Source organism: Cellulosimicrobium sp. EB106-03-01-XG111 (assembly GCF_058792115.1).
The window spans coordinates 344,206-367,163 of record NZ_JBYTEQ010000001.1 but is presented as its reverse complement, the minus strand read 5'-3'; the positions used below and the strand labels follow the sequence as shown (position 1 = coordinate 367,163).

General features: G+C 75.7%; 24 protein-coding genes and 1 pseudogene. 12 read left to right on the top strand and 13 right to left on the bottom strand.

Annotated features, from left to right (window positions below; translation table 11 throughout):
* Nucleotide 1: 1 nt before the first annotated feature.
* The 3 genes from AC3WT4_RS01595 to AC3WT4_RS01585 all read right to left on the bottom strand — a co-directional run bounded on the left by AC3WT4_RS01595 (nt 2) and on the right by AC3WT4_RS01585 (nt 2,014).
* Nucleotides 2–355 carry a LapA family protein gene (locus AC3WT4_RS01595; RefSeq protein ID WP_171468444.1) on the bottom strand — a complete coding sequence of 118 codons (354 nt, stop codon included), beginning with the start codon at nt 353–355 and terminating at the stop codon, nt 2–4.
* Nucleotides 356–480: 125 nt separating this feature from the next.
* Nucleotides 481–1,578, bottom strand: coding sequence for a fatty acid desaturase family protein (locus AC3WT4_RS01590; RefSeq protein ID WP_492314526.1), 1,098 nt, complete (start codon nt 1,576–1,578; stop codon nt 481–483).
* Complete coding sequence (locus tag AC3WT4_RS01585) at nt 1,562–2,014, bottom strand: hypothetical protein (protein ID WP_194521344.1); 453 nt, start codon at nt 2,012–2,014, stop codon at nt 1,562–1,564. Before AC3WT4_RS01585 ends, AC3WT4_RS01590 begins: the two co-directional genes overlap by 17 nt.
* Nucleotides 2,015–2,327: 313 nt before the next feature.
* Between AC3WT4_RS01585 and AC3WT4_RS01580 the strand changes: the two genes are divergently transcribed.
* From AC3WT4_RS01580 to AC3WT4_RS01560, 5 genes and pseudogenes are all read left to right on the top strand, one after another.
* Nucleotides 2,328–2,633 carry a DUF6221 family protein gene (locus tag AC3WT4_RS01580; RefSeq protein ID WP_108046999.1) on the top strand — a complete coding sequence of 102 codons (306 nt, stop codon included), beginning with the start codon at nt 2,328–2,330 and terminating at the stop codon, nt 2,631–2,633.
* A 523-nt stretch (nt 2,634–3,156) separates the two neighbouring features.
* Nucleotides 3,157–3,561 (top strand): TOBE domain-containing protein, encoded by a 405-nt coding sequence (locus AC3WT4_RS01575; protein ID WP_074803402.1) that lies wholly within the window; start codon nt 3,157–3,159, stop codon nt 3,559–3,561.
* Complete coding sequence (gene modA / locus AC3WT4_RS01570) at nt 3,558–4,415, top strand: molybdate ABC transporter substrate-binding protein (RefSeq protein ID WP_257417221.1); 858 nt, start codon at nt 3,558–3,560, stop codon at nt 4,413–4,415. Before AC3WT4_RS01575 ends, modA begins: the two co-directional genes overlap by 4 nt.
* Before the next feature lie 25 nt (nt 4,416–4,440).
* Nucleotides 4,441–5,208, top strand: a pseudogene (locus AC3WT4_RS01565) (ABC transporter permease); the annotation flags it as partial.
* Complete coding sequence (locus tag AC3WT4_RS01560; RefSeq protein WP_492314553.1) at nt 5,182–6,618, top strand: sulfate/molybdate ABC transporter ATP-binding protein; 1,437 nt, start codon at nt 5,182–5,184, stop codon at nt 6,616–6,618. The pseudogene AC3WT4_RS01565 and the gene AC3WT4_RS01560, both read left to right, overlap by 27 nt.
* A gap of 44 nt (nt 6,619–6,662) precedes the next feature.
* Here the strand turns inward: AC3WT4_RS01560 and AC3WT4_RS01555 are convergent, their stop codons facing one another.
* The gene (locus tag AC3WT4_RS01555) at nt 6,663–7,367 is read right to left on the bottom strand and encodes a FadR/GntR family transcriptional regulator (RefSeq protein WP_009865933.1); all 705 of its coding nucleotides are present in this window, start codon (nt 7,365–7,367) and stop codon (nt 6,663–6,665) included.
* A 167-nt stretch (nt 7,368–7,534) separates the two neighbouring features.
* On the opposite strand from AC3WT4_RS01555, the gene AC3WT4_RS01550 reads away from it, so the two are divergent.
* Both AC3WT4_RS01550 and AC3WT4_RS01545 read left to right on the top strand, forming a co-directional pair.
* On the top strand, nt 7,535–8,125 hold the full coding sequence (locus tag AC3WT4_RS01550) for a gluconokinase (protein ID WP_257416528.1): 591 nt from the start codon (nt 7,535–7,537) through the stop codon (nt 8,123–8,125).
* Nucleotides 8,122–9,537 (top strand): GntT/GntP/DsdX family permease, encoded by a 1,416-nt coding sequence (locus AC3WT4_RS01545; RefSeq protein WP_492314525.1) that lies wholly within the window; start codon nt 8,122–8,124, stop codon nt 9,535–9,537. The genes AC3WT4_RS01550 and AC3WT4_RS01545 overlap by 4 nt, the downstream gene beginning before the upstream one ends.
* A 72-nt stretch (nt 9,538–9,609) precedes the next feature.
* Here AC3WT4_RS01545 and AC3WT4_RS01540 read toward each other — a convergent pair whose 3' ends face one another.
* The 3 genes from AC3WT4_RS01540 to AC3WT4_RS01530 form a co-directional block, all read right to left on the bottom strand.
* Nucleotides 9,610–11,304 carry a hypothetical protein gene (locus tag AC3WT4_RS01540; protein ID WP_492314524.1) on the bottom strand — a complete coding sequence of 565 codons (1,695 nt, stop codon included), beginning with the start codon at nt 11,302–11,304 and terminating at the stop codon, nt 9,610–9,612.
* An 87-nt stretch (nt 11,305–11,391) separates the two neighbouring features.
* Nucleotides 11,392–12,555, bottom strand: a complete 1,164-nt coding sequence (locus tag AC3WT4_RS01535; RefSeq protein ID WP_492314523.1) for a hypothetical protein — start codon at nt 12,553–12,555, stop codon at nt 11,392–11,394.
* Between the two features lie 106 nt (nt 12,556–12,661).
* Nucleotides 12,662–13,828, bottom strand: coding sequence for a VIT1/CCC1 transporter family protein (locus AC3WT4_RS01530; protein ID WP_400110701.1), 1,167 nt, complete (start codon nt 13,826–13,828; stop codon nt 12,662–12,664).
* A gap of 177 nt (nt 13,829–14,005) precedes the next feature.
* Here AC3WT4_RS01530 and AC3WT4_RS01525 point away from each other — a divergent pair, with 177 nt between their 5' ends.
* Nucleotides 14,006–14,386: an FKBP-type peptidyl-prolyl cis-trans isomerase gene (locus AC3WT4_RS01525; protein ID WP_043659735.1), complete on the top strand. Its 381-nt coding sequence runs from the start codon at nt 14,006–14,008 to the stop codon at nt 14,384–14,386.
* A 105-nt stretch (nt 14,387–14,491) separates the two neighbouring features.
* On the opposite strand, the gene AC3WT4_RS01520 is transcribed toward AC3WT4_RS01525, so the two are convergent.
* Nucleotides 14,492–15,229 carry a DedA family protein gene (locus tag AC3WT4_RS01520; protein WP_074803418.1) on the bottom strand — a complete coding sequence of 246 codons (738 nt, stop codon included), beginning with the start codon at nt 15,227–15,229 and terminating at the stop codon, nt 14,492–14,494.
* Nucleotides 15,230–15,433: 204 nt separating this feature from the next.
* Between AC3WT4_RS01520 and AC3WT4_RS01515 the strand changes: the two genes are divergently transcribed.
* Together AC3WT4_RS01515 and AC3WT4_RS01510 are read left to right on the top strand one after the other, a co-directional pair.
* The gene (locus AC3WT4_RS01515; protein ID WP_400110704.1) at nt 15,434–16,021 is read left to right on the top strand and encodes an RNase H family protein; all 588 of its coding nucleotides are present in this window, start codon (nt 15,434–15,436) and stop codon (nt 16,019–16,021) included.
* Between the two features lie 179 nt (nt 16,022–16,200).
* Nucleotides 16,201–17,211: a DNA-3-methyladenine glycosylase family protein gene (locus AC3WT4_RS01510; RefSeq protein WP_492314522.1), complete on the top strand. Its 1,011-nt coding sequence runs from the start codon at nt 16,201–16,203 to the stop codon at nt 17,209–17,211.
* A 78-nt stretch (nt 17,212–17,289) separates the two neighbouring features.
* On the opposite strand, the gene AC3WT4_RS01505 is transcribed toward AC3WT4_RS01510, so the two are convergent.
* From AC3WT4_RS01505 to AC3WT4_RS01495, 3 genes are all read right to left on the bottom strand, one after another.
* On the bottom strand, nt 17,290–17,469 hold the full coding sequence (locus AC3WT4_RS01505; protein WP_021483013.1) for a hypothetical protein: 180 nt from the start codon (nt 17,467–17,469) through the stop codon (nt 17,290–17,292).
* Between the two features lie 162 nt (nt 17,470–17,631).
* Nucleotides 17,632–18,330 carry a DsbA family oxidoreductase gene (locus tag AC3WT4_RS01500; protein ID WP_492314521.1) on the bottom strand — a complete coding sequence of 233 codons (699 nt, stop codon included), beginning with the start codon at nt 18,328–18,330 and terminating at the stop codon, nt 17,632–17,634.
* 48 nt (nt 18,331–18,378) lie between these two features.
* Nucleotides 18,379–19,005 carry a DinB family protein gene (locus AC3WT4_RS01495; RefSeq protein ID WP_074803427.1) on the bottom strand — a complete coding sequence of 209 codons (627 nt, stop codon included), beginning with the start codon at nt 19,003–19,005 and terminating at the stop codon, nt 18,379–18,381.
* A gap of 477 nt (nt 19,006–19,482) precedes the next feature.
* Here AC3WT4_RS01495 and AC3WT4_RS01490 point away from each other — a divergent pair, with 477 nt between their 5' ends.
* Together AC3WT4_RS01490 and AC3WT4_RS01485 are read left to right on the top strand one after the other, a co-directional pair.
* On the top strand, nt 19,483–20,130 hold the full coding sequence (locus AC3WT4_RS01490) for a histidine phosphatase family protein (RefSeq protein ID WP_492314520.1): 648 nt from the start codon (nt 19,483–19,485) through the stop codon (nt 20,128–20,130).
* Nucleotides 20,131–20,152: 22 nt separating this feature from the next.
* Nucleotides 20,153–20,710: a PH domain-containing protein gene (locus AC3WT4_RS01485; RefSeq protein WP_074803431.1), complete on the top strand. Its 558-nt coding sequence runs from the start codon at nt 20,153–20,155 to the stop codon at nt 20,708–20,710.
* Between the two features lie 3 nt (nt 20,711–20,713).
* Here the strand turns inward: AC3WT4_RS01485 and AC3WT4_RS01480 are convergent, their stop codons facing one another.
* Nucleotides 20,714–21,454: an MOSC domain-containing protein gene (locus AC3WT4_RS01480; protein WP_083384614.1), complete on the bottom strand. Its 741-nt coding sequence runs from the start codon at nt 21,452–21,454 to the stop codon at nt 20,714–20,716.
* A 33-nt stretch (nt 21,455–21,487) separates the two neighbouring features.
* Complete coding sequence (locus AC3WT4_RS01475) at nt 21,488–22,939, bottom strand: FGGY family carbohydrate kinase (protein ID WP_492314519.1); 1,452 nt, start codon at nt 22,937–22,939, stop codon at nt 21,488–21,490.
* Between the last annotated feature and the right edge of the window lie 19 nt (nt 22,940–22,958).

Sequence of the window (22,958 nt, the reverse complement as noted above, 5' to 3'; positions counted from 1 at the left end):
GCTAGACCTGGCGTGCGAGGCGTCGGCGGAGCTGGTGGATGCGCAGGGTACCGACGACGAGGGCGACGATCCCGACGCCGATGCCTGCGATGAGCAGGGCCAGGGCGAGCGGGACGGAACCTTGCCAGCCGAGGAAGGAGACGATCACGAGCTGGGTGTTCTGGAGCATGAACACGATGAGTGCGACCAGGACGAGGGCGGCGACGCACAGGCCGACCCAGGTTGCTCCGGTGCGGGTTCGGGGAGTTCTTGTCGGGTTGCCCGACGTGCGGGACACGCGTGAGTCGGGATGGCTGCCTGACACGGCGGCGGTGGGCTGTCCGTTCGTCGCGGAGCTGAGCGGGGTGGTGGCCATGGTGGCCTCCTTGCGGTTCCGGGCCCGCGCACCTCATATGGGGCACGTTCGCCGCGGATAGCCCGACCCTACGCCCTCAACCTGGGAACGAACCTGGGAGCGGCTGTACGCGCGGCCCGGTGCTCCTAGCGGCCGAGGCTGGCTGCCAGGGGGCAGGAGAACGGTTCGCGAGCACGTCCGGGGACGTCGTTGAGGTACTGGACGACGATCCGGTAGGAGGTGAAGAACCCGACCTCGGTGTAGGCCACGCCGAGCTGGGAGCAGTACTCGCGCACGAGGGGCTGGACACGCTTGAGGTTCGGGCGCGGCATGCTCGGGAACAGGTGGTGCTCCACCTGGCGGTTGAGACCGCCCATGAAGAAGTCGACGACCGGGCCGCCGCGGATGTTGCGGGACATGAGGACCTGGCGGCGCAGGAAGTCGACGTCCGCGGTCGCCGGGACGATCGGCATGCCCTTGTGGTTCGGGGCGAACGCGCCCCCGAGCAGGACGCCGAACACCGCGAGCTGCACGGCCAGGAACGCCCCCGCGACGGTCGGGGGGAGCAGCAGGCCCAGCGCCACCAGGTAGAGCGCGAGCCGTAGGAGCAGGACCGGGACCTCCACGCCACGGTGCGGCACGGGCCGACGGCCGAGCACCCGGCGCACGCTCGCGACGTGCAGGTTGAGGCCCTCCAGGGCGAGCAGGGGAAAGAAGTACCAGCCCTGCCGACGTGCCAGCCACCCTCGCCAGCCGTGCCGGCTCGCGATGACGGCGGGCGTGAACGCGATCACGCCCGGTGAGATGTCCGGGTCATGGCCCTCCTGGTTCGGGGCCGCGTGGTGCGCGTCGTGCTTCATCGTCCACCAGGCGTGGCTGAGCCCGACGAGCGCGTTCGCGAGGATGCGAGCGGTCCAGTCGTTCCAGGCCCGCGACCGGAACACCTGCCGGTGGGAGCTGTCGTGACCCAGGAACGCGAGCTGGGCGAGAACGAGGGCGAGCACCACGGCCAGCAGGAGCTGCCACCAGGAGTCACCCATGAGGACGATCCCGGCCCAGACGGCACCGAACGCTGCGACCGTCAGGACGAGCCGGGTCCAGTAGTAGCCGTACCGCCGACGCAGCAGCCCGGACTCGCGCACGATCTTCGCCAGCACCGAGTAGTCCCGAGCCGTCGCCCGCGCCGCAGGCAGCGCGCGGACCGTCAGGACCTGGGGCGGCGGCGCCTCACTCGAAGCGGACACGGTCGGCCTCGGCCTTCACGCTCGCGGCACGCACCGCCTCGGCCGCGCGCCAGGCCTCGAGCTCGTCCGCCCGCCTGGTCCGTTCTGTCGCGATCGCCTCCTGGGTGTCCCGGATCACCGTCGCGATCTCGTGGGCGAGCCCGCCGGAGAGCATGGCGAGGTTCGTGTTCTCGATGAGCAGGCGCCGGTCCTCCACCCGTAGCCTGACCCCCGCATAGCCATGATCGGCGAGCAACGTCGTGACGGCGGGCAGCTCGAGCAACGCTTGCTCCGGACCCGACACGCGGCGGGAGAAGACGGCGGTCACGGTGTAGAGGGGAGGCTCCGCGTCGGTGCCGAGCTCGCGCGGCAGCGCAGTGTCCAGGACGCCCCGCAGCTGCAGTGCGGTGTCCTGCACCCGGCCGAAGGACGTGGCATTAGGGGTGGTGGTGCTCATGGTGACGTCCGATGCTCGGAACCGGCGGGCCGGCTCGCATCCGCTGCCGTCGCGGCAGTCGGGGAGGCGTCAGGCGCCCCACTCAAGGAGATCGGTGCGTCCTCCAGGTCGGGTTCATAACCCCCGTCGTCGTCCCATCGCGCGCCCGAGGTGTCCTCGTCCGGGGCGTCCATCTCGCCCGGCGTCCGAGAGCCTTCTCGATCGGCGTCGCGTGGGCCGATCCGGCGATCAACCACACTTCGACACTACACCTGGACGGGTTGCTCGCTGTGTCCACGAAAGCCTGCCCAGCCGTCGGTGAGAGGATGAGCAGATGGCCTTGACGGAGTTCCTCCTCGCTCGGATCGACGAGGACGAGGCAGCGTGCGCGACCCTCGATGACGAGCCGGGACCTCCAGCGCCGTGGTCACGCTCACGGCTCCTGACCGAGTGCGCGATGAAACGACGCATCATCACCCTCGCCTACGAGGCCACCGGGTACGACATGACTGCCGACCTCGAGCGTGACACCGACGAGCGCGCCCAGAGCGGCGTCGCCTTCGTCGGTGACCGCATCCTGCGAGCCCTCGCCACGCCCTACGCCCAGCACCCGGACTTCGACCCCACCTGGCGCACCTGACGACTCGCCCGTCTGCTCCGGCCCCCGGTGTGGCGAGCTGGCCACGGAGGGCGCATCGTGAGAGACGCGACCACGTGTCGCGGGGAACGCCGGTCGTGAAGCAGCCCGCTTCCGGAGGACCTCCCGGGCCACGACGGCGTACCGCAACCGTCAGGGGCGCAGAGACTACGCCGAGAGCGTGAGCCGCCATGAGCGTCATCGAGAAGTGGATCGCCGTGGACTGTCCGGGCTGCGGTGGCCAAGCACGCGCCCGCGTCCTGCACATCATCGCCTGGGGCTCGATCCCCGGCTCCCGTGTCCCGCACCGAGTGAGCATCCTGTGCCCCCATCGTTGCCCGATCACTCGCGACGAAGCTGCCTCGGCCGTGCTCGTGTGCCCCGAGTGCCAGCTGCACGTCGCCTAGCCCCACGCCAGGGGCGTCCACCGGGAAGCGGGAAGACTGCACCTCCCCAGCCGGACCCCGAAGCCCAGCACACCCTCCGTCGGAGGACACTCCGCAGATGCGGGTCTAGAGTCGCTCTCATGCCGCACTTTCGGATCCGCGAGGCCGCGAGCCTGCTCGGGGTCAGCGACGACACCGTCCGCCGCTGGGTCGACGCCGGAGACCTCGCCGCGAGCGCCGACGACGCCGGGCGCAAGGTCGTCGACGGCGCGGAGCTCGCGCGCTTCGCCGTCGCGCAGTCGCACCCGACGCCCGACCCGTCGGGTGTCGCCCGCTCGGCCCGCAACCGGTTCGTGGGGATCGTGACGGACGTCGTGAGCGACACCGTCATGTCCCAGGTCGAGATGCTCTGCGGCGGCCAGCGCGTCGTGTCCCTCATGAGCACGGAGGCCGTGCGCGAGCTGCGGCTCGAGCCCGGCAGCCTGGCCGTCGCGGTGGTCAAGGCGACGACCGTCATCGTCGAGACCCCCGGAGGAGCCGCGTGAGCGCGCCCGCACGCACGACGACCCGCCGTCCCGCCCGGGGCCCTGTCGCGGCGCTCGCGGCGGCGGCCCTGGTCGCCGGCCTCTCCGCGTGCGCCACGGGGGCGGGGACCGACGACGGCGCCACCCCCGACCCCGCGCGCACGACGGCCGAGGACCGCACCCTCACCGTGCTCGCCGCAGCGTCGCTGCGCGACGTGTTCACCGACCTCGCGGCGGACTTCGAGGACGACCACGACGGCGTGACCGTCGCGCTGTCGTTCGCCGGGTCGTCCGACCTCGGCGACCAGATCCTCGCCGGCGCGCCGGCCGACGTCTTCGCGTCCGCGGACGAGCGCTCCATGGCGCGCGTCGTGGACGCGGGGGACGCCGCCGACCCCGTCGCGTTCGCGACGAACACGCTGACGATCGTGACGCCGCCCGGCAACCCCGCGGGCGTCGAGGCGTTCGCCGACCTCGCCCGGGACGACGTCAAGGTCGTCGTGTGCGCGCCGGAGGTGCCGTGCGGCAGCGCGACCGACACCGTCGCCGAGGCCGCGGGCGTCACCGTCCACCGCGTGAGCGAGGAGGCCAGCGTCACCGACGTGCTCGGCAAGGTGACGTCGGGCGAGGCCGACGCGGGCCTCGTCTACGTCACCGACGCGACGCTCGCGGGCGACGACGTCGACGTCGTGGACGTGCCCGAGACCGACGCCGCGCTCAACGTCTACCCGATCGCGCTCGTCGCGGCGGCCGAGGAGGCCGGCCCGGAGCAGGTCGCGCTCGCGCAGGCATGGGTGGACCTCGTGACCGGCGACGCCGGGCAGGCCGCGCTCGCCGCCGCGGGGTTCGGCGCGCCGGACGCCTCCGCGCCGTGACGCCCGCGTCGCCCGCCGGGTCCTGATGCGCGGCCTGCCCCGCTGGCTCCTCGTCCCCGCGCTGCTCGGCGCGCTGTTCGTCGTCGTGCCCGTGGTGGCGATGGTCGGGCGCGTGGAGCTCGCGCCGGGTCCGGACGGGACCGGCGGCTTCTGGGCGCTCGTGACCTCGCCGGCGGCTCTCGACGCGCTCGGCCTGTCGCTGCGCACCGCGCTCGCCGCGACCGCGTGCTGCGTGGTGCTCGGCACGCCCATGGCGCTCGTCCTCGCGCGCACCACGTTCCCCGGGCAGCGCGTCGCGCGCGCCCTCGTGCTCCTGCCGCTCGTCCTGCCGCCCGTCGTCGGCGGGATCGCGCTGCTGCACACGTTCGGGCGCCGGGGCCTGATCGGCCGGCACCTCGAGGTGCTGGGGGTCGAGGTCGCGTTCACGACGACGGCCGTCGTGCTGGCGCAGACGTTCGTCGCGCTGCCGTTCCTCGTGCTCAGCCTGGAGGGTGCCCTGCGCACGCAGGACACGCGCCTCGAGGACGTCGCCGCGACGCTCGGCGCCCGGCCGACGACCGTCCTGCGCCGGGTCACGCTCCCCCGCGTGCTGCCGGGGCTGCTGTCGGGTGCCGTGCTCGCGTTCGCGCGCGCCCTCGGCGAGTTCGGGGCGACCCTGACCTTCGCGGGCGCGCTCCAGGGCGTCACGCAGACGCTGCCGCTCGAGATCTACCTCCAGCGCAGCGCGGACCCGGACAGCGCCGTCGCGCTGTCGTTCGTGCTCGTCGTGGTGGCGGTCCTCATCACCGCCGTCGTCCACGGGCCCGGCGTGCTCGGGGGCCCCGGCGCCCGCCCGCGCCGAGGCGTCCGGGGCTCGTCGCCCGACGGCGGCCCGCGCCCCCGCGCCGTCGTCTCCGCTCCCCGGCCGGCCGGCCGGACGCCTGAGACCTCCGGGAAGCCGGTCCTGCACACGGGAGCGCCCCCCGCCGCGCTGGCCGTGCGCGCCGTCGTGCCGGAGCGGGGGCTCGACGTGGACCTGACCGTCGCGCCGGGCGAGGTCGTGGCGGTGCTCGGTGAGAACGGGGCGGGCAAGTCCACGCTCGTGCAGGTCGTCGCCGGCCTGCTCACGCGGGGCGAGGCGCCCGGTGCGCGCGTCACCGTCGGGCACGACGACGTCTCGCGCCTCCCGCCGCGCCGTCGTCACCTCGCGTGGCTGAGCCAGCGCCCGCTGCTGTTCGAGCACCTGTCGGTCGAGGACGACGTGGCGTTCGGCCTCCGGTCCCGCGGCGTGCCCCGCGCCCGTGCCCGCGGGGAGGCCCGCGACGCGCTCGCCCGCGTCGGCGCGGCGGACCTCGCGCGGCGCCGCTCGACCGACCTGTCGGGCGGGCAGGCGCAGCGCGTCGCGATCGCCCGGGCGCTCGTGACCGACCCGCGCGTGCTCCTGCTCGACGAGCCGCTCGCGTCGCTCGACGTCGGCGTCGCGCAGCACGTCCGGACCGTGCTGCACCACGCGCAGCGCGAGCACCCACGCACGACCCTGCTCGTGACGCACGACCTGCTCGACGTGCTGCTCCTCGCGGACCGCGTCGTCGTGCTGGAGGGCGGCCGCGTCGTCGAGGACGGCCCGGTCGACGCGGTGCTCACGCGGCCGCGGTCGCGGTTCGCCGCGCGCCTCGCGGGCGTCAACCTGCTCGCGGGGAGCGTCGCGCACGTCGCCGTCCCGGAGCCGGCGCGGACGGCGGGCGGTGGTGCGCCAGAGAGAGCGGGCGGGACCGCGGACGGGACGGACCTGGTGGAGGGAGCGACGGACGCCCCGGGCGCGGAGACCCTCGCGCGCGAGGTGACCGTCGCCGTCGACGGCACCGAGGTCCGCGTGCGCGGGACGGCGGACGAGCCGCTCGGGGTCGGGGACGGCGCCGTCGCGGTGTTCGAGCCGCGCGCGGTCGCCGTGCACCGCACGACGCCCGAGGGCAGCCCGCGCAACGCGTACCGGGTCGTCGTGACGAGCGTCGAGCCGCACGGGCCGCTCCTGCGCGTGTGGGGGCGCGCGGTGGGCGCCGACCCGCGCGACCCGACCGCGGGGGCGACGACCGCCGTCGGGCACGACGCGCCGCGCCTGGCCGCCGACCTCACGCCGCGCGCGGTCGCCGAGCTCGGCCTGGTGCCGGGCGAGCGCGTGTGGTTCGTCGTCAAGGCGGCCGAGGTCCGCGTGCACGCCCGCTGAGCCCGCGGGACCCGTCAGCCCTCGACGGGACCGGGGCGTGCCGCTCAGGCGGGAGCGGGCGGGACTCCGCCGAGCGCGGTGCGCACCTCGCCGACGATCGCGGCCATCGCGGCCTCGGCGGCCTCCGGGTCGCCGTCCGCGACCGCGCGCGCGACGGCCTCGTGCTGGTCGAGGGCCTCGGGGACGGGCGAGGCGGGCATGAGGCCGAGGTGCGTCCGGCCGCTGAGGACGGCCGCGACGACCCCCGCGAGCGCGCCGAACATCTCGTTGCCGCTCGCGCGGAGCAGGATCTCGTGGAACCGGACGTCGAGCGCGAGGAACTCCTCGAGGTCGCCCGCCTCCCCGAGCAGGCGCATGCGCCCGGCGGCGGCGACGAGCTCGGCGCGCTCGGCGGGCGTGGCGTGGAGCGCGGCTCCGGCGGCGGCGAGCGGCTCGACGGCGTGCCGCAGCTCGGTGAGCGTGCGGAGCTGCGGGTCGCGGCCGGGGCCCTCCAGCCGCCAGCGGATGACGCGCGGGTCGAGCACGTTCCAGTCCTCGATGCCGAGCACGACGATCCCGACGCGGCGCCTCGACCGGACGAGGCCGAGCCCTTCGAGGAGCCGCATGACCTCGCGCGCGACGGTGCGCGACACCCCGAACTCGGAGCCGATCGACTCCAGGGTCAGCGGCGTGCCCGCGGGGACGTCGCCGCTGGTGATGCGACGTCCGAGCGAGTCGAGCACGGTGGTGTGCAGGACCGTCGTCGCCATGCTTCGCAGCCTAGTGGCGGCCAATGGTGCTATCAATCACTTGCCAAAGGTGCTACCAATGCCCCACAGTGGAGGCCGAGGACGACCACGACGGTCGCCACCGGGACGGCCGGGGCCGTAGCGCCCCGACCCGACCGGACGCCCCCACCCGACACGGAAGTCGACACATGGACACCGACGTCAGCTCCACCGACCGGCCCGACGACACCGAGCACCACCCCCTGCCCCAGCACCTCGTCGTCATGGGCGTCGCCGGCTCGGGCAAGACCACCGTCGCGACGCTGCTCGCGCAGCGCCTCGGCACCGAGTACGCAGAGGCCGACCGCTTCCACCCGCAGGCCAACATCGACAAGATGAGCGCCGGGACGCCGCTCACCGACGACGACCGGTGGCCCTGGCTCGAGGCGATCCGCGACTGGCTGAGCAGCGAGGCGGAGGCCGGCAGGTCCGGCGTCGTCACGTGCTCCGCGCTCAAGCGCACCTACCGCGACCTGCTGCGCACCGCCCGCGGCGAGGTGTGCTTCGTCCACCTCGACGGCACCCCCGAGCTCCTCGCCGAGCGCATGCAGCACCGCAGCGGGCACTTCATGCCCACGTCGCTCCTGCCGTCCCAGCTCGCCACGCTCGAGCCCCTGGCCGACGACGAGCCCGGCTTCACCGTCGACGTGACCCTCGCGCCCGACGCGATCGCGGACCTCGTCCTGGAGCGCCGCGCCGACTGCGCCGCGCCCGCGCGCGGGACGGAGGCGCGCCCGTGATCGCCACCCTCGCCCAGCACGCCCCGGCGCTCGCGACCGTCGCGCGCGCCGCGGAGGACTCCCCCGCCACCGACGCCGGCACCGCCCAGCTCATCCTGGCGGCCGTCGTCGGCATCGCGACGATCGTCGTGCTCATCGTGTGGCTCAAGCTGCACCCGTTCCTCGCGCTGATGATCGGCTCGGCCGTGCTCGCGGTCGTCGCGGGCATCGACTTCGTCGACGCGTTCACCAGCTTCTCGGCCGGGCTCGGCTCGACCGTCGCCGGGGTCGGCGTGCTCATCGCGCTCGGCGCGATCATCGGCAAGCTGCTCATCGACTCCGGGGGCGCCGACCAGATCGTCGACACGATCCTCGGCAAGACCTCGACCCAGCGCCTGCCGTGGGCCATGGCGCTCATCGCCTTCGTCATCGGCATCCCGCTGTTCTTCGAGGTCGGCGTCGTGCTCCTCGTCCCCGTGGTCATGCTCGTCGCGAAGCGCGTCCGCACGAACCCGATCCTCGTCGGCATCCCGGCGCTCGCCGGCCTGTCCGCGCTGCACGGCCTCGTGCCGCCGCACCCCGGGCCGCTGCTCGCGATCGACGCGCTCGGCGCCGACCTCGGTCTCACGCTCGGCCTCGGCCTGCTCGTCGCGATCCCGACCGTCATCGTCGCCGGACCGCTGCTCGCCAAGCCCCTCGCGCGCTGGGTCCCGCTCCCGCCGCCCACGTCCGTGCTCGGCATCACCGAGCGCGACGAGGACGCCCCGCGCCCCAGCTTCGCGGTGTCCGTCGGCGTCGTCCTGCTGCCGGTGATCCTCATGCTGGCCCGCACCCTCGTCGAGGTCACCGGGTCCATCGACACCGGCTGGGGCCGCGTCTTCGAGTTCATCGGCACGCCGCTCGTCGCGCTGCTCATCACCGCGCTCGCCTCGCTCGTCGTGCTGGGCTCCGCGCTCGGCCGCACCCGCGACCAGGTGAGCAAGCTCGTCGACTCGTCGTTCGCGCCGATCGCGGGCATCCTCCTCATCGTCGGCGCCGGCGGCGGCTTCAAGCAGACGCTCGTCGACTCGGGCGTCGGGGACGTCGTCGCGAAGGGCATCTCGGACGCGAACATCACGCCGCTGCTCGCGGGCTGGATCGTCGCCGTCCTCATCCGCGTCGCCACCGGCTCCGCGACCGTCGCGACCATCACCGCCGCGGGCATCATGGCGCCGATCGCGGCCGACCTCGCCCCGACGCACGCGGCGCTGCTCGTGCTCTCCATCGGGGCCGGGTCGGTGTTCCTCTCCCACGTCAACGACGCCGGCTTCTGGCTCGTCAAGGAGTACTTCGGCATGACGGTCGGGCAGACGTTCAAGACGTGGTCCCTCATGGAGTGCGTGCTGTCCGTCGTGGCGCTCGTCGTCGTCCTGCTCCTGGGGCTCGTCGTCTAGCGACCGGCGACTCCGCAGCACGGCGAGGACCGCCCGGGCGCACGGCCCGGGCGGTCCTGCCGTCTCTGGACGTCAGCTCCGGTCGGTGAAGACCGGGGTGTAGGCGTCCGGGTCCGCGACCCAGGACTTCCGGCGGAAGCGCTGGAGCGACAGACCGAGCAGTGTCAGCAGCCCGGCCATCACGAGCAGACCGAGGTCACCGCCCGCGCCCGTCGTGGCGAGGGCGGTCGGGCCCGACGCCGTGACGGCGCCCGACGCGGCCGTCGCCGCACCGGTTGCGGTGGCGGCCGAGACGCCCGTCCCCGTGCTGACCGGGTCGAGCACCCGGGTCACCGTGCCGCCGTTCGTCCCCGGGTCCGTCGGGTCCGTCGGGTCCGTCGGGTCCGTCGGGTCCGTCGGGTCCGTCGGGTCCGTCGGGTCCGTCGAGTCCGTCGGGTCGGTCGGGTCCGTCGGGTCCGTCGGGTCCGTCGGCACGACGGCGGCCGTCGGGCACCCCGCGGAGGCGTCGCCCAGGAGGCCCACACCCACGCCGCAGACCGTCACGGGCACGGTCACCGGCAGGTCGACGTCCAGGTCGGGCAGCGCCCCGAGGACGCCGTCCTCACCGAGAACGACGTCCAGCACGCCGCCGTCGCCCAGCAGCCCGTCCTCGCCCAGCACGCCGTCGAGCAGACCGTCGCCGGACGAGCCGCCGAGCAGGTCGTCCACGAGACCGTCCTCGCCGAGCACGCCGTCCAGGAGGCCGTCGCTCTCGCCGAGCAGACCGCCCCCGAGGAGACCGTCGCCCAGCAGGTCGTCGACGAGGTCGTCCTCGCCGAGGACGCCGTCGAGCAGGCCCGAGCCGTCGGTGCCGCCGGCCGAGCCGGTGCCGTCGCCCGAGCCCTCGCCGGCCGTCCCGCCGCCGACCGTGGCGTCTCCGCCCACGCCGACGGCGACACCCGACACGTCCACGGGAACCGTCACCGGCACGTCGACGTCAACGCCGGACGCCTCCTCGCCGGTCGAGCCCTCGGTCCCGTCACCGGCCGCAGGAGCCGACGGCTGCGCCACCGGAGCCGGGGCCACCGTGGCGTCACCCAGGACACCGGCAGCAACCCCCGACACGTTCACCGGGACCGTCACCGGCACGTCGACGTCCACCCCGGACGCCGTCCCACCGGTCGAGCCCTCGGCGCCATCACCGGCCGCAGGGGCCGACGGCTGCGCCACCGGAGCCGGCGTCACCGCCGCGTCACCCAGGACGCCCGCAGCGACCCCCGACACGTCCACCGGAACCGTGACCGGCACGTCGAGGTCGATGTCCGCCGGGTCCGCCCCCGTGGCGGGAGCGGGCTCCGGCGCAGGAGCAGGCTCCGGCGCGGGCGTCGGCTCGGCCGGAGCCTGGGTCACCACGGCGTCACCCAGGACACCGGCAGCGACCCCGGACACGTCCACCGGAATGGTCACCGGCACGTCGACGTCCACGTCCGCGGGAGCCGCCGGAGCGGGCTCCGGTGCGGGCGCAGGCGCCGGCTCGGGGGTGACGGCGGCGTCGCCCAGGGCGCCCACCGCGACGTCGGACACGGTCACGGGGACGTGCACGGGCACGTCGACCGTGACGTCGGGCAGGACCTCGGTCACCTGGCTCAGCGGAGCCTCGACCGACACGTCCAGTCCGAGATCGCCGAGGAGGTCGCCCTCGGCTGCGTGGGCCGCTCCGGCCCCGACGACCACGAGGCCGCCTGTGACGAGCGCTGTGCGCAGCGCGCGCCGGACGAAGGTGTGCATGATCGTTTCTCTTTCCTGCTCAGAAGTGGCTGGCGCACGACGGCGCCGGGTCGCGTGTGCCGCGCTCGGGGCGCGACGCGAGCCTCGTCAGGCAGGAGAGACGGGGACCTCGAAGAAGGTCGAGGGGTGCTTCGACCGCGCGTCGTCCACGACGGCGGTCCAGGAAGAGAGCGCGGGGGCGTCGGCGCCGCTGCCGACCGCCGCGAGCTCGCCGCCCGACCCGGCGCGCTGCGCGCTGCCGGAGGGCGAGGGGGTCGTGCCGGGACCGCCCTCGGAGGGGAGGTCCCCGAGGCCGGCCGGCGCGTCGGAGGGCAGCGCCTCACCGGGCGGCGCGCCGGTCGGTGCGACGTCGACCGGCACCGTCCGGGCGCGCGCGTCCGAGGCCCCGGGGCCGTCGCGGTCCGCCGTGGTCGCGGGGGCCACGGCGGTCGCGGGTGCGGCGGGCGGGGGCACGGGGGCAGCGGTCACCGTCGGGGCGACGACGACCTTCCCCGGGTCGGCCGTGCCCGGGCCAGGAGTCGACGGCCCGTCGACCACCGGGTCGTCCGTGCCCGGACCGCCCGTGCCGGGCGTCCCGGGGAGCAGCGGCGTCAGCGGGTCCAGCGGAGCGAGCGGGCCCGTGACGGGGCCGAGGATCGGGTCGGTCACGGGGGCCAGGACGTCGAGGACCGGCGTCAGCGCCTCCAGGACCGGGGTGACCGGGTCGAGCGCGGGCGAGACCGCCTCGAGCACGGGGTTCGCCACGGGGGCGACCGCCTCGACGACGGGCGTCGCGGCCGGCACGACGGCGTCGAGCACCGGCGTGGTCACGGGAGCGACGGCGTCGGTCACCGGCTGGACGACGGGCGCCACCGGCTCGACGACCTGCTCGACCACGGGGGCGACGGGCTCGACCACCTGCTCGACCACGGGAGCGACGGGCCGCGCGACCTCCTCGACCACCGGGGCGACGGGGGCGACGACCTGCTCCACGACCGGGGCGACGGGCTGGACCACGGGGGCGACGACGTCGCGCACGACGGGCTTCACCACGTCCTGGACGACGGGGTCGACGACGGTCTGCACCGTCGACGTGACGGGAGAGAGGGCCGTGCCGAGCCCGAGCGGGTCGTCCGCGGCGGACGCACCGCCCGCGGTCGCGACGGCGAACGCGAGGCCGGCACCGAGGCCGCCTCCGGCGACGAGCGCGCGCACGAGCCAGCGACGGGCGGCCGGTGCGCGCCTGCCCTGCGCGTCGTGCGTCGCGTCCATCGTGTGCCCCGTGGGTCGTCGGTGCAGCGAAGGGGCGGGCCGTGGAGCCCGTCCGAGGTCACGGTAGGCACGGGAGTGTGACGCTCACCACTCGACGCGCCGGATTTCACCCGACGGTCGCCCCGAACACCAGGCCGAGCGCGTACGTGGCCGCGGCCGCGCCGAACCCGATGGCGATCTGGCGCAGGGCCCGCGTGAGCGGGGACGTCCCCGAGAGCAGCCCGACGGTCGCGCCGGTCGCGAGGAGCGCGATCCCGACGAGGAGCGCCGCCACCCCGACGGCGAGGAAGCCCGTCATCCCCAGGAGGTACGGCACGACCGGGATGAGCGCACCCGACGCGAAGAAGAGGAACGACGAGACCGCCGCCCCCATCGCGGTCCCGTGCGTCTCGTGCTCGTCGACGCCGGGCGGCGGCGCGATCACGGTCTGCTGGGTGTACGTCGCGAGGACGTCGGCCGCGTGCTCCTCGGCCTCGGCGGGCGCCATGCCGCGCGCCCGGTAGACGAGCGCGAGCTCGTTCGCGTCCACGTCGAGGTCGGGCAGCGCCGCCGACGCCTGCGGGCTCGGCGTCGACGCGTCGAGGAGCTCGCGCTGCGAGCGCACGGACACGTACTCCCCCGCGCCCATCGAGAGGGCCCCCGCGAGCAGGCCCGCGAGGCCCGAGAGCAGCACCGTGCTGTTCGACGCCCCGGACGCGCCGATGCCGAGGATCAGCGCGAGGTTGGACACGAGGCCGTCGTTCGCGCCGAACACCGCCGCGCGGAACGTCCCCGACATGCGGTTGCGCCCGCGCGTCGCGAGGCCGCGCACGACCTCCTCGTGGATCCGCTCGTCGGCCGCCATCCGGGGCGTCGCGTCGGCGTCGGTCGCGTACGTCGAGCGCGCCTCGGCCCGCTGGGCGAGCGCGAGCACGAACACGCCGCCGAAGCGCCGGGCGAGCCACCCGAGCGTGCGGGTCCGCCAGTCGCCGCGCAGCGGCCGTCCCGCGTCCTCGCCCAGCAGGTCGAGCCAGTGCTGCTCGTGGCGGCGCTCCGCCTCCGCGAGCGCGAGCAGGATGTCCCGCTCCTCGCCCGTCCGGCGGCTCGCGAGGTCCCGGTACACCGCGGCCTCGGCGCGCTCGTCGGCGAGGAAGCGACGCCACCGCCGCACCTCCTGCGCGGTGGGCCGGTGCCCGACGGCGGTCGTCGGGACCGCGGTCGGCGTCGCCCCGGGAGCGTCCGGGTGCGAGGGGTCGGCGGGCACGCCGGAGGGCGGCTCAGGTGTGGTGGGCATGCCTCCATGATGGCGATTTTCGGGCTCGCGGTGTTGCGCGTCGCCGAACGGGCCGTGCGGGGCGCCCCCGACCGGGGTTGCGGACGACCCCAACCTCGGCGCTTCGCCCGCCGGGTGCCGGGCGGGTGCGGGTCCGCGCGCCGGACCGGCCGCCCGGCGCCGTGGTTGGATCGGAGCATGACCACTGGAGAGAACGGACTGTCCCGTCCCGAGGTCGACGCCCCGGAGGGTCCCGCGCCCACCGAGCTCGTCGTCGAGGACATCACCGTGGGCGACGGCCCCGAGGCCACGCCCGGCGCGACCGTGAACGTGCACTACCTCGGCGTCGAGTACGAGACGGGCGAGGAGTTCGACGCGTCGTGGAACCGCGGCGAGTCGATCAACTTCCCGCTGCGCAGCCTCATCGCGGGCTGGCAGCAGGGCATCCCGGGCATGAAGGTCGGCGGGCGGCGCAAGCTCGTCGTGCCGCCGGAGCTCGCGTACGGCCCGGCGGGCGGCGGGCACCGCCTGTCCGGCAAGACGCTGATCTTCGTCATCGACCTGCTCGGCGTGTCCTGACCGACGCGTCGCGAGAACGCGCGGAGGGCCCCGGTCGACGACCGGGGCCCTCGTGCGTCCCGGTCGTCCCGGCAGTACGGCCGTTCGCGCGGCGGGCCGGCAGCCCTAGCTCGCGGCGCCGGGGCACGGGACGAGGGCGGGGTCCGTCTCCTCGGGCGCGCTGCCCGTCACCGCGGCGGCGGTCGCGACCGGCGCCAGGCCGGGCACCGGGGCCAGGGCCCGCTCGCGTCGCGCCGCACGGAACCGGACGGCGGTGTCGACGAGGACGCCGAGCAGGATGCCCCCGACGACGCCCACCACGACGGCGAGCAGCGGGCTGTCGCCGACCCACGCGGCGGCGAGCGTCCCGATGACGACGGAGTACGTCGCCCACGCCACGGAGGCGACGGCGGACAGCGCCATGAACCGGCGCCGCGAGAACCCGACCGCGCCGGCGGTCACGTTGACCGCCGTGCGCCCGACGGGGACGAACCGCGCCCCGAGCACGACGGACGCGCCGCGCCGGTCGAGGGACCGCGTGGCCCACTCGACGGCGCGCCGCCCGCGCGCGCCCCGCAGGGCGGGCAGGGCGCGGGTGCCGAGCGCGCGGCCCAGGGCGTAGGCGAGCTGGTCGCCGCACCAGGCGCCGAGCGCGGCGACCGCGAGCACGAGCCCCCAGGCGACGCCGCCGCCCGACTGGGCCGCGACGGCGAGCATGACGATCACCGTCTCGCCCGGGATCGGCGGGAAGAACCCGTCGCCGGCGGTCGTCGCGAAGAGCACGGGGAGCGCCCACGCCGAGTCCACGAGCGCGAGCAGCCACGACTCGACCTGTCCCCACAGCTCCACGACCCACGCGACCATGCGTCCCAGCCTCGACGGCGCCGCCCCGCCGCACCATGGGGTATCCCCCCGGTTCTCCCCTGAGGCGACCCCGAGCGAGCTTCCCGGAGGGGCGCCGTCGGACGTGTGCACCACGACCCTCCCGGGCGGGGGACAATGGCGCCGACGCATTCGCCTCCCCGCGCCGCAGCCGGCGGGCGGGGTCGTCCGTGATCGAGGAGCGCTGTGATCACTGTCAGCACCGACGGCTCGTGCCTGAGCAACCCGGGCGGCGCCATCGGGTGGGCGTGGATCAACCACGACGGCACGTTCGACTCCGGCGGCGCCGTGAGCGGGACCAACCAGGTCGCCGAGCTCACCGCGCTGCTCCAGGCGGTCCGCGCGCACCCGGGCGCGGAGCCGCTGCTCATCGAGTCCGACTCGCAGTACGCCATCAAGTGCGCGTCCGAGTGGGTGGTCGCCTGGAAGCGCAAGGGGTGGCGGACGGCGGGCGGCCAGCCCGTGAAGAACCTCGAGCTCGTCCAGGCGATCGACCGGGTCATCGCCGAGCGCGCGGGGCCCGTCCGGTTCCGCTGGGTGCGGGGCCACGTGGGCGACCCGTTCAACGAGCGCGCGGACCAGCTCGCGGGCCTCGCCGCCCAGGACTGGGCCGCGGGCCGCGGGGACCTCGACGGCACGCTCGTGCCCGAGCTCGGCGACCCCACCCGGTCACCGGGCCGCGTGCCCGCACCGGCCGCGGCCGAGCGCGGTGCACCCGCACCCCGGCAGGCCGCGCCCGAGCCGGCGTGGGACATGGACACCCTGTTCGACTGATCCGGCTCGGTTCGACCGACCCGGCTCGCCGAGCACGACCCTGCCCCCGGTCGAGCACGACCGTGCTGTCGCCAGAGGGCCCATACCGCCAGCGACGTCGTGCTCGGCGGAGGGGTGGTGGGTTGGCGCCGGGTCGGGCGGCGGGGTCGGGCGTCGGCGGCGGGTGCGACGATGGACGGGTGACCGTCCTGCCGAGCACGGGCCGCGTGCCCGCCGAGCGCGTGGTCGGCGACCTCGCGCAGCCCGGCCCGACGACGCAGCCCGACACCCCGCTCGCGCGTCGCTTCCGGTCGGGGCGGCCGCTCGACCTGCACCTCACGCTCGACCGGCTCGCGCGGGGCCCCTACGACCCGACGTTCCGCCGCACGCCCTCCGGCGACGTGTGGCGCACGACCCGCGCGGAGAGCGGGCCCGCCGCCTACCGGCTGGTGCAGACGGGGCCGTGCGACGTCGTCGGGCACGCGTGGGGGCCGGGCGCCGCGGAGGTGCTCGACGGCCTGCCCCGCCTGCTCGGCGAGGACGACGACGACGCGGGGTTCGCCCCGCCCGCCGTGCTGCGCGACGCCCACCGCCGCAGCCCGGGACTGCGGATCCCGCGCACGGGCCGCGTGCTGGAGGCGCTCGTGCCGGCGATCCTCGAGCAGCGGGTGCAGTCCGTCGCGGCGTGGCGCTCGTGGGGCTGGCTCCTGCGGCGGCACGGCGAGCGCGCCCCGGGTCCTGCGGGCGACGCCGGGATGCTCGTCGTGCCGGACGCGGCCACCTGGGCGCGGGTCCCCACGTGGGACTGGCACCGCGCGAACGTCGACCCGGGCCGCGCGCGGACGGTCGTCGCGGCGGCGCGGGTCGCGCGGCGCCTGGAGGAGTGCGACCGGCTGCGCGACGCCCAGGGCGCGCCGGCCGCGCACGCCCGGCTGCAGGCCGTGCCCGGCGTGGGCGTGTGGACCGCGGCCGAGGTCGCGCAACGGGCGCTGGGCGACCCGGACGCCGTGTCCGTGGGCGACTACCACCTGGCGAAGGCGGTGGGGTGGGCGCTCGTGGGCGAGCGCGTCGACGACGAGCGCATGCTCGAGCTGCTGGCCCCGTACGCCCCGCACCGCTACCGCGTGGTGCGTCTCCTCGAGGTCTCGGGCCGGGCGCAGGCCCCGCGGCGCGGCCCGCGCCTGTCGATCCAGGACCACCGCCGCAACTGACCGACCCCCGCCCCTCGCTGAGTGCAGGAAAGAGTCGCCGGAACGTTCCGTTCCGGCGACTCTTTCATGCACCCATGGTTACTCGGGGAGCGCGCACGACCCGTCGACGCACACCGCGGCGTCGTCGGCGCCCACGAGCGTGAGGCCCGGTGCGGGCTCACGGTGCGGGGCGGCGGCGTCCGCGGCGCTCACGGTCATGAGCGTCGTGCGGCGCGGGTTCGCGATCGAGTGGTAGAGGTTCGTGGTGGTGTCCGTCATCTGAGGCCTCCTCGTGGGATTCACGGGCGCCGGTGCACGTGTGGGCCGGCGTCGGTGCGGGCTGCGTCCAGTCTGGGTGATACCGAGTCGCAGTTCTACCGCACACGGTGTGAGATGCGTCGCTCTCGCGGCGCGTCCCGACGTCCTGCAGGACGCCGGGGCTCAGGCCGCGTCGCGCTCCGCGACCGCCTGCTGCAGCACCTGGACGAACACCGCCGGGTCCTGCGCACCCGAGACGCCGTACCGGCCGTCGACCACGAAGAACGGCACGCCGTTGATCCCGTAGGCGCGCGCCTGGTCGATGTCGGCCTGCACGTCGTCGGCCCAGCGCCCGTCCTCGAGCGCCGCGACGACCTCGGTGCGGTCGAGCCCGACCTCCGCCGCGAGGTCCGCGAGCTCCTCGACGCGGCCGACGTGCCGGCCCTCCTCGAAGTACGCCTTGAGCAGCCGCTCCTTCATCTCGACCTGCTTGCCGTGCGCCTTCGCGTGGTGCAGCAGCTCGTGGGCCGTGAGCGTCTTCGTGTGCTGGAGCGCGTCGAAGTCGTAGCGCAGGCCCTCGGCCGCGGCGAGCTGCGTCATCTGCCCGAGCATCTGCTCGACCTGGGCGCGCGGCATGCCCTTGTGCCCGGCGAGGAAGTCGACCTCGGTGCCGTCGAAGTCGACGGGCGTGTCGGGCGCGAGCTCGAACGAGTGGTACTCGATGTCGACCTCGGGACCGTCACCGGCCTCCGCGAGCCGGCCGAGCGCCGTCTCCAGACGCCGCTTGCCGACGTAGCACCAGGGGCACGCGACGTCGGACCAGATGTCGATCTTCACCGTGGGGGCCGCCGCGTCCGTCGGGGCCGGGCTGTTCGTGGTCATGTGACGCTTCAACCATCTGGACGCCCGCGCGATTCCCGCAGCGAGCGGTCAGTCGGTGCCGTGCGCCGCGCGGTACAGGTCCTGGAGCACCATGATCTCGGCCCCGTGGTGCACGAGCTCGCGGTTCATGTGCGCGACGAGGTGCGCGAACGGCGCCTGCGCGTCGATCTCCGTCGCCTGGCTGAGCCCGACCGTGAACGCCCCGTCGTCGGGCAGGCCGTCGACGCCCGCGCGCCAGCGGTCGACCTCGTGCCGCAGCCCGGCGACGGCAGGGCCCACCTCCCCGGAGAACGTCACCGCGTCCCGGCGCCGCTCGTGCGGCCCGAACGTCCACTCCCACCGCTCGAAGAACGCCTCGGTGAGGTGCGCGACGAGCCACGCGACCGTGCGCGGCTGCGGCGAGTCCGGGCCTTCCGGCCACTCCATCACCCACTCGCCCGCGCCGAGGGTGCGCGGCGTGCGCTCGGCGCCCCGCCGCACGACCCGCAGCGCGTCCGGGCCCGGCTCCCACTCGAGCTCCGCCTGCGTCAGCGTCGCGAGCCGGTCGCTCAGCTCGAGCCACGAGAAGCCGAGCTGCCCCCGCACGACGGCGAGCGCCGTCGGCACCGTGAGGATCGACCAGTCGAACTCCGGGCTGCCGTACGCGGTCCGCCCGTCCGCCGTCTCGTGCACCATCGCGGTTCCTCCCCCGGACCGGCACCGTCGGCGTCCCGCCGCGGCGCGGTCGCCGACGTCGTCGTCCGCGCGGTCGTCCCGACCACGCGTCCGGCCACCCTGCCGGGCCCCGCGGGGCGTGTCAACGCGGCCGCACCCCCGCGGCCGCACCCCGGCCCACCCGGGCGGGCCGTACCCGCGGACCGCACCGCCGCGACGCTGCGCGAGAATGAGGAGGACCGACCGTCCCCCAGGCCCGGAGTCCTCGTGCGCGTCCGCCCCCGTACCGTCCTGCTCGTCGCGACCGGCTTCGCCGTCGTCCTGCTCGGCGCGCTCGTCGCCTTCCTCGCGGTCAACGGCCTCGACGGCATCCCCGGCTGACCCCCGCCGCCCCCGTCGGCCGGGCCCTCCGGCACCGGCAGACCCGGTCCGTCGCCGCGCGTCGTCCGCCCGCCGGGGTCATCCTGCTGAGGGACCCCGACGCAGGAAGGCCGACCCGTGACCGCGACCGCCCCCTCCCCCGACCCGCAGCTCGTGCTCGTCCGCCACGGCGAGACGGAGTGGAGCGCGACCGGGCGCCACACGGGCCGCTCGGACGTCCCGCTCACCGTCGCCGGCGAGCAGCAGGCCGTCGCGGCGGGCGTGTGGCTCCAGGGGTGGTCCGACCGGCGGGGACGGCGGCCCGCCGTCGTGCTCACGAGCCCGCGGGAGCGGGCGCGCCGGACCGCTGACCTGGCAGGCTTCCCGGCGGCCACGACCGACGACGACCTCGCCGAGTGGGACTACGGGCCCGTCGAGGGCCGCACCTCGGTCGCGGTCGGCGAGCAGCTCGGGCGCGAGTGGCTGCTCTTCCGCGACGGCGTGAACGTCCTCGCGTCGCCGGACGGCCACCGCGGCGAGGAGCTCGACGAGGTCGCCGCACGGGCCGCCCGGGTGCTCGGGCGCGTCGAGCCGACGCTCCAGGACGGCGGCGACGTCGTGCTGTTCGCGCACGGCCACCTGCTGCGCGTCCTCGCGACGGTCTGGCTGGGGCTCGACCCGGCCCTGGGCGCGCGGTTCGAGCTCGGCACCGCGGCGATCTGCCTCCTCGGCCACGGGCACGGGCTGCGCACGGTCGAGGGCTGGAACCTGGCCGCGCAGGGGTAGCGCGGGTGGCACGATGCTGCCCATGGGACTGAGCGAGAAGCACCTCACCGAGGGCGAGCACGTCGTCATGGAGCTCAAGGAGCACGCCAAGGCGCTGTTCTGGCCGTTCGTGCTGCTGCTCGTGCTGGTCGCCGCCGTCGTGGTCACAGTCCTGCTCGTCCCGAACGACGTCGTCCGGTGGGTCGTGGCGGGCGTCGCGCTGGTCGCGGCGGTGGTCTGGGTGTTCGTGCCGTGGCTGCGCTGGCGCACCACCGAGTACACGGTGACGAACAAGCGCATCGCCATGCGCTCGGGCATCATCACGCGCACCGGCCGCGACATCCCGCTCTACCGGATCAACGACGTCAACTACGAGAAGGGCCCGATCGACCGGATCTTCGGCTGCGGCACGCTCGTCATCTCCGACGCGACCGACAAGCCCGGGCTGAACCTTCACGACGTCCCGGACGTCGAGAACGTCCAGGTGCGCCTGCACGACCTGCTCTTCACCGCCGACGACGGCTCCGACGACGGCGAGTGGCCGCCGAACGAGCCGCCCCGCGGCCGGCGCGGCCCGCGCATCCCCCGCGCGGAGCGCTGACGCTCAGTCCTCGATCCGGCGTCCGGCCGCGATCTCGGCGCGGGCGCGCAGCTCGTCCGTGAGCGTCACGTCGCCCTCGAGGTGGGCGGCGAGGAGGCGGCGCGCGAGCCCGGCCGCGCGCTCCGGGTCCGCACCGCGCCCGTTCCAGGCGCCGAACCAGTCGGCGAGCGTCACCCCGTGCTCGGGCCGGTAGCAGACCGTCACCGCGTCGCCCGCGCGCAGCTCGCCGTGCTGCACGACGCGCAGGTACGCGCCGGTGCGGTTCGCGACCGTGAACCGCTTGACCCACCGGTCCTCGCCGAGGCGGCGCGCGAACGTCGAGCACGGCGTGCGCGGCTGGGTGACCTCGAGGAGCGCGGTGCCCACGGCCCAGCGCTCGCCGACGACGGCCGCCGTGACCGGGATGCCCTCCACACGCAGGTTCTCGCCGAACAGGCCGGGCGGGACGTCGCGACCGAGCTCACCGGCCCACCAGTCCGCGTCGTCCTGCCCGTACGCGTACACCGCCTGCTCCTCGCCGCCGTGGTTCGCGCGGTCGGCCTGCAGGTCCGCGTAGAGGCCGAGCCGGCGCACCTTCACCGGTCCCGTGACGGGCCGCTTGTCGATCGCCGTGACGCCGACGGGCCCCGCGTCCGGCAGGAGGGCGTGCACGCGGCACACCGCGAGGATCTCGCCCGTCGGGGCGCTGGAGGCGAGGTCCGTGACGGGCGCGGTCCCGGTCGTCACGGCTGGTGCGGTGGACATCCCCCGATTCTCGCAGGGTCGGCCCCGCGTGCGTCACCCGAGGGCCGCCGTGGCCTCCCGCCAGCGCGCGAGGTGCTCGACGACGTCCGCCCGCCCCGGGCCCGGCAGCTCCGGCTCGTCCGTGGCGACGACCGGCTCGACCGGGTCGCCCGTGCCCCGCGCGGCGAGCAGCGCCGCCCCGACCGCGGTCGCGCTGCGGAGCCCGACGCGGTGGACGGGCCGGCCGAGCGCATCGGCGAGGAGCCGGCGCACGAGCGGGTCGCGCGACCCGCCGCCCGTCACGACGACCGCGCCGGGCGCCGTCTCGAGCAGGTCGACCGCCGCCGCGACCGCGAACACCATCCCCTCGACGGCGGCGCGCACGAGCTCGGACCGTCCCGTGTCCTCGCGCAGCCCGGTCCACGCGCCGCGCGCGCCGGGTCCGGCGACCCCGCCGCGCTCCCCGGTGAGGAACGGCAGGAACGTCACGCCGCCCGCGCCGTCGGGCACGGTCCGCGCGAGCGCGAGGCCGTCGGACCAGCCCAGCCCGAGCACGCGCAGCGCCCAGCCGAGCGCGAGACCGGCGTTCTGCACGGCCGCGAGGCGGTACCAGCGCGCGGCCGGGCCGGACCCGGTGTCCGCGAAGGTGTGCACGACCGGGTCGAGCGCGGGCTGCGGCTGGTCGAGGGCGGCCATGACCTGGGCGCCCGTGCCGAGGTTGACGTGCAGCCCGGGCGCCCCGACGGCGAGCCGCGCGGCCGGGGTGTCCCCGCCGCCCACCACGACGGGCACCGCGGTCCCGCTCGCCGGGAACCAGCGCGCGACCCGGGCGGTGGTCCCGGCGACGGCGTCCGACGGCGCCACGCCCGGCAGGAGCCGGGCCGGCAGGTCGAGGTGCGCGACGACGTCGGCCGCCCAGGCGTCCGCGGGCACGTCCCACAGGAGCGTGCCCGCGGCGTCGGACCGGTCGGTCGTCGCGACGGGGAGGGCGGCGTCGTCGACGAGCCACGCACGCACGACGTCCTTCGGCAGCAGCACGTGCGCCGCGCGGTCGAGCGCCACGGGGTCGTGCGCGGCGAACCAGTCGAGCACGGGCCCCGTCATCCCCGGCACGAGGGGGTTCGCGAGCGGCGCGCGCACGGCGTCGGGCAGCGCGCGCCAGCGGTCGAGCCGGGCGGTCGCGCGCGCGTCCGTCCACAGGACGGCGGGCACGACGGCGTCCCCCGCCGCGTCCACGAGCACCGCGGCGTGCATCTGGCCCGCGACGCCGACCGCGCGCACCGCGACCTCCCCGAGCCCGGCCGCGCGGGCGGCGAGGTCGTCGAGGGCGGCGCCGAGCGCCGTCGTCCAGGCCGTCGGGGCCGACTCGGAGCGGCCGGGACGCGGGTGCTCGACGTCGTACGCCGCCTCGGACTCCGCCACGACCGACCCGTCACGGCCGAGGAGGACGAGCTTGAGCCCGCTCGTCCCGAGGTCGACGCCGAGGGTGGTGGGGACCAAGGTCACGGGACCGACTCTCCCACGC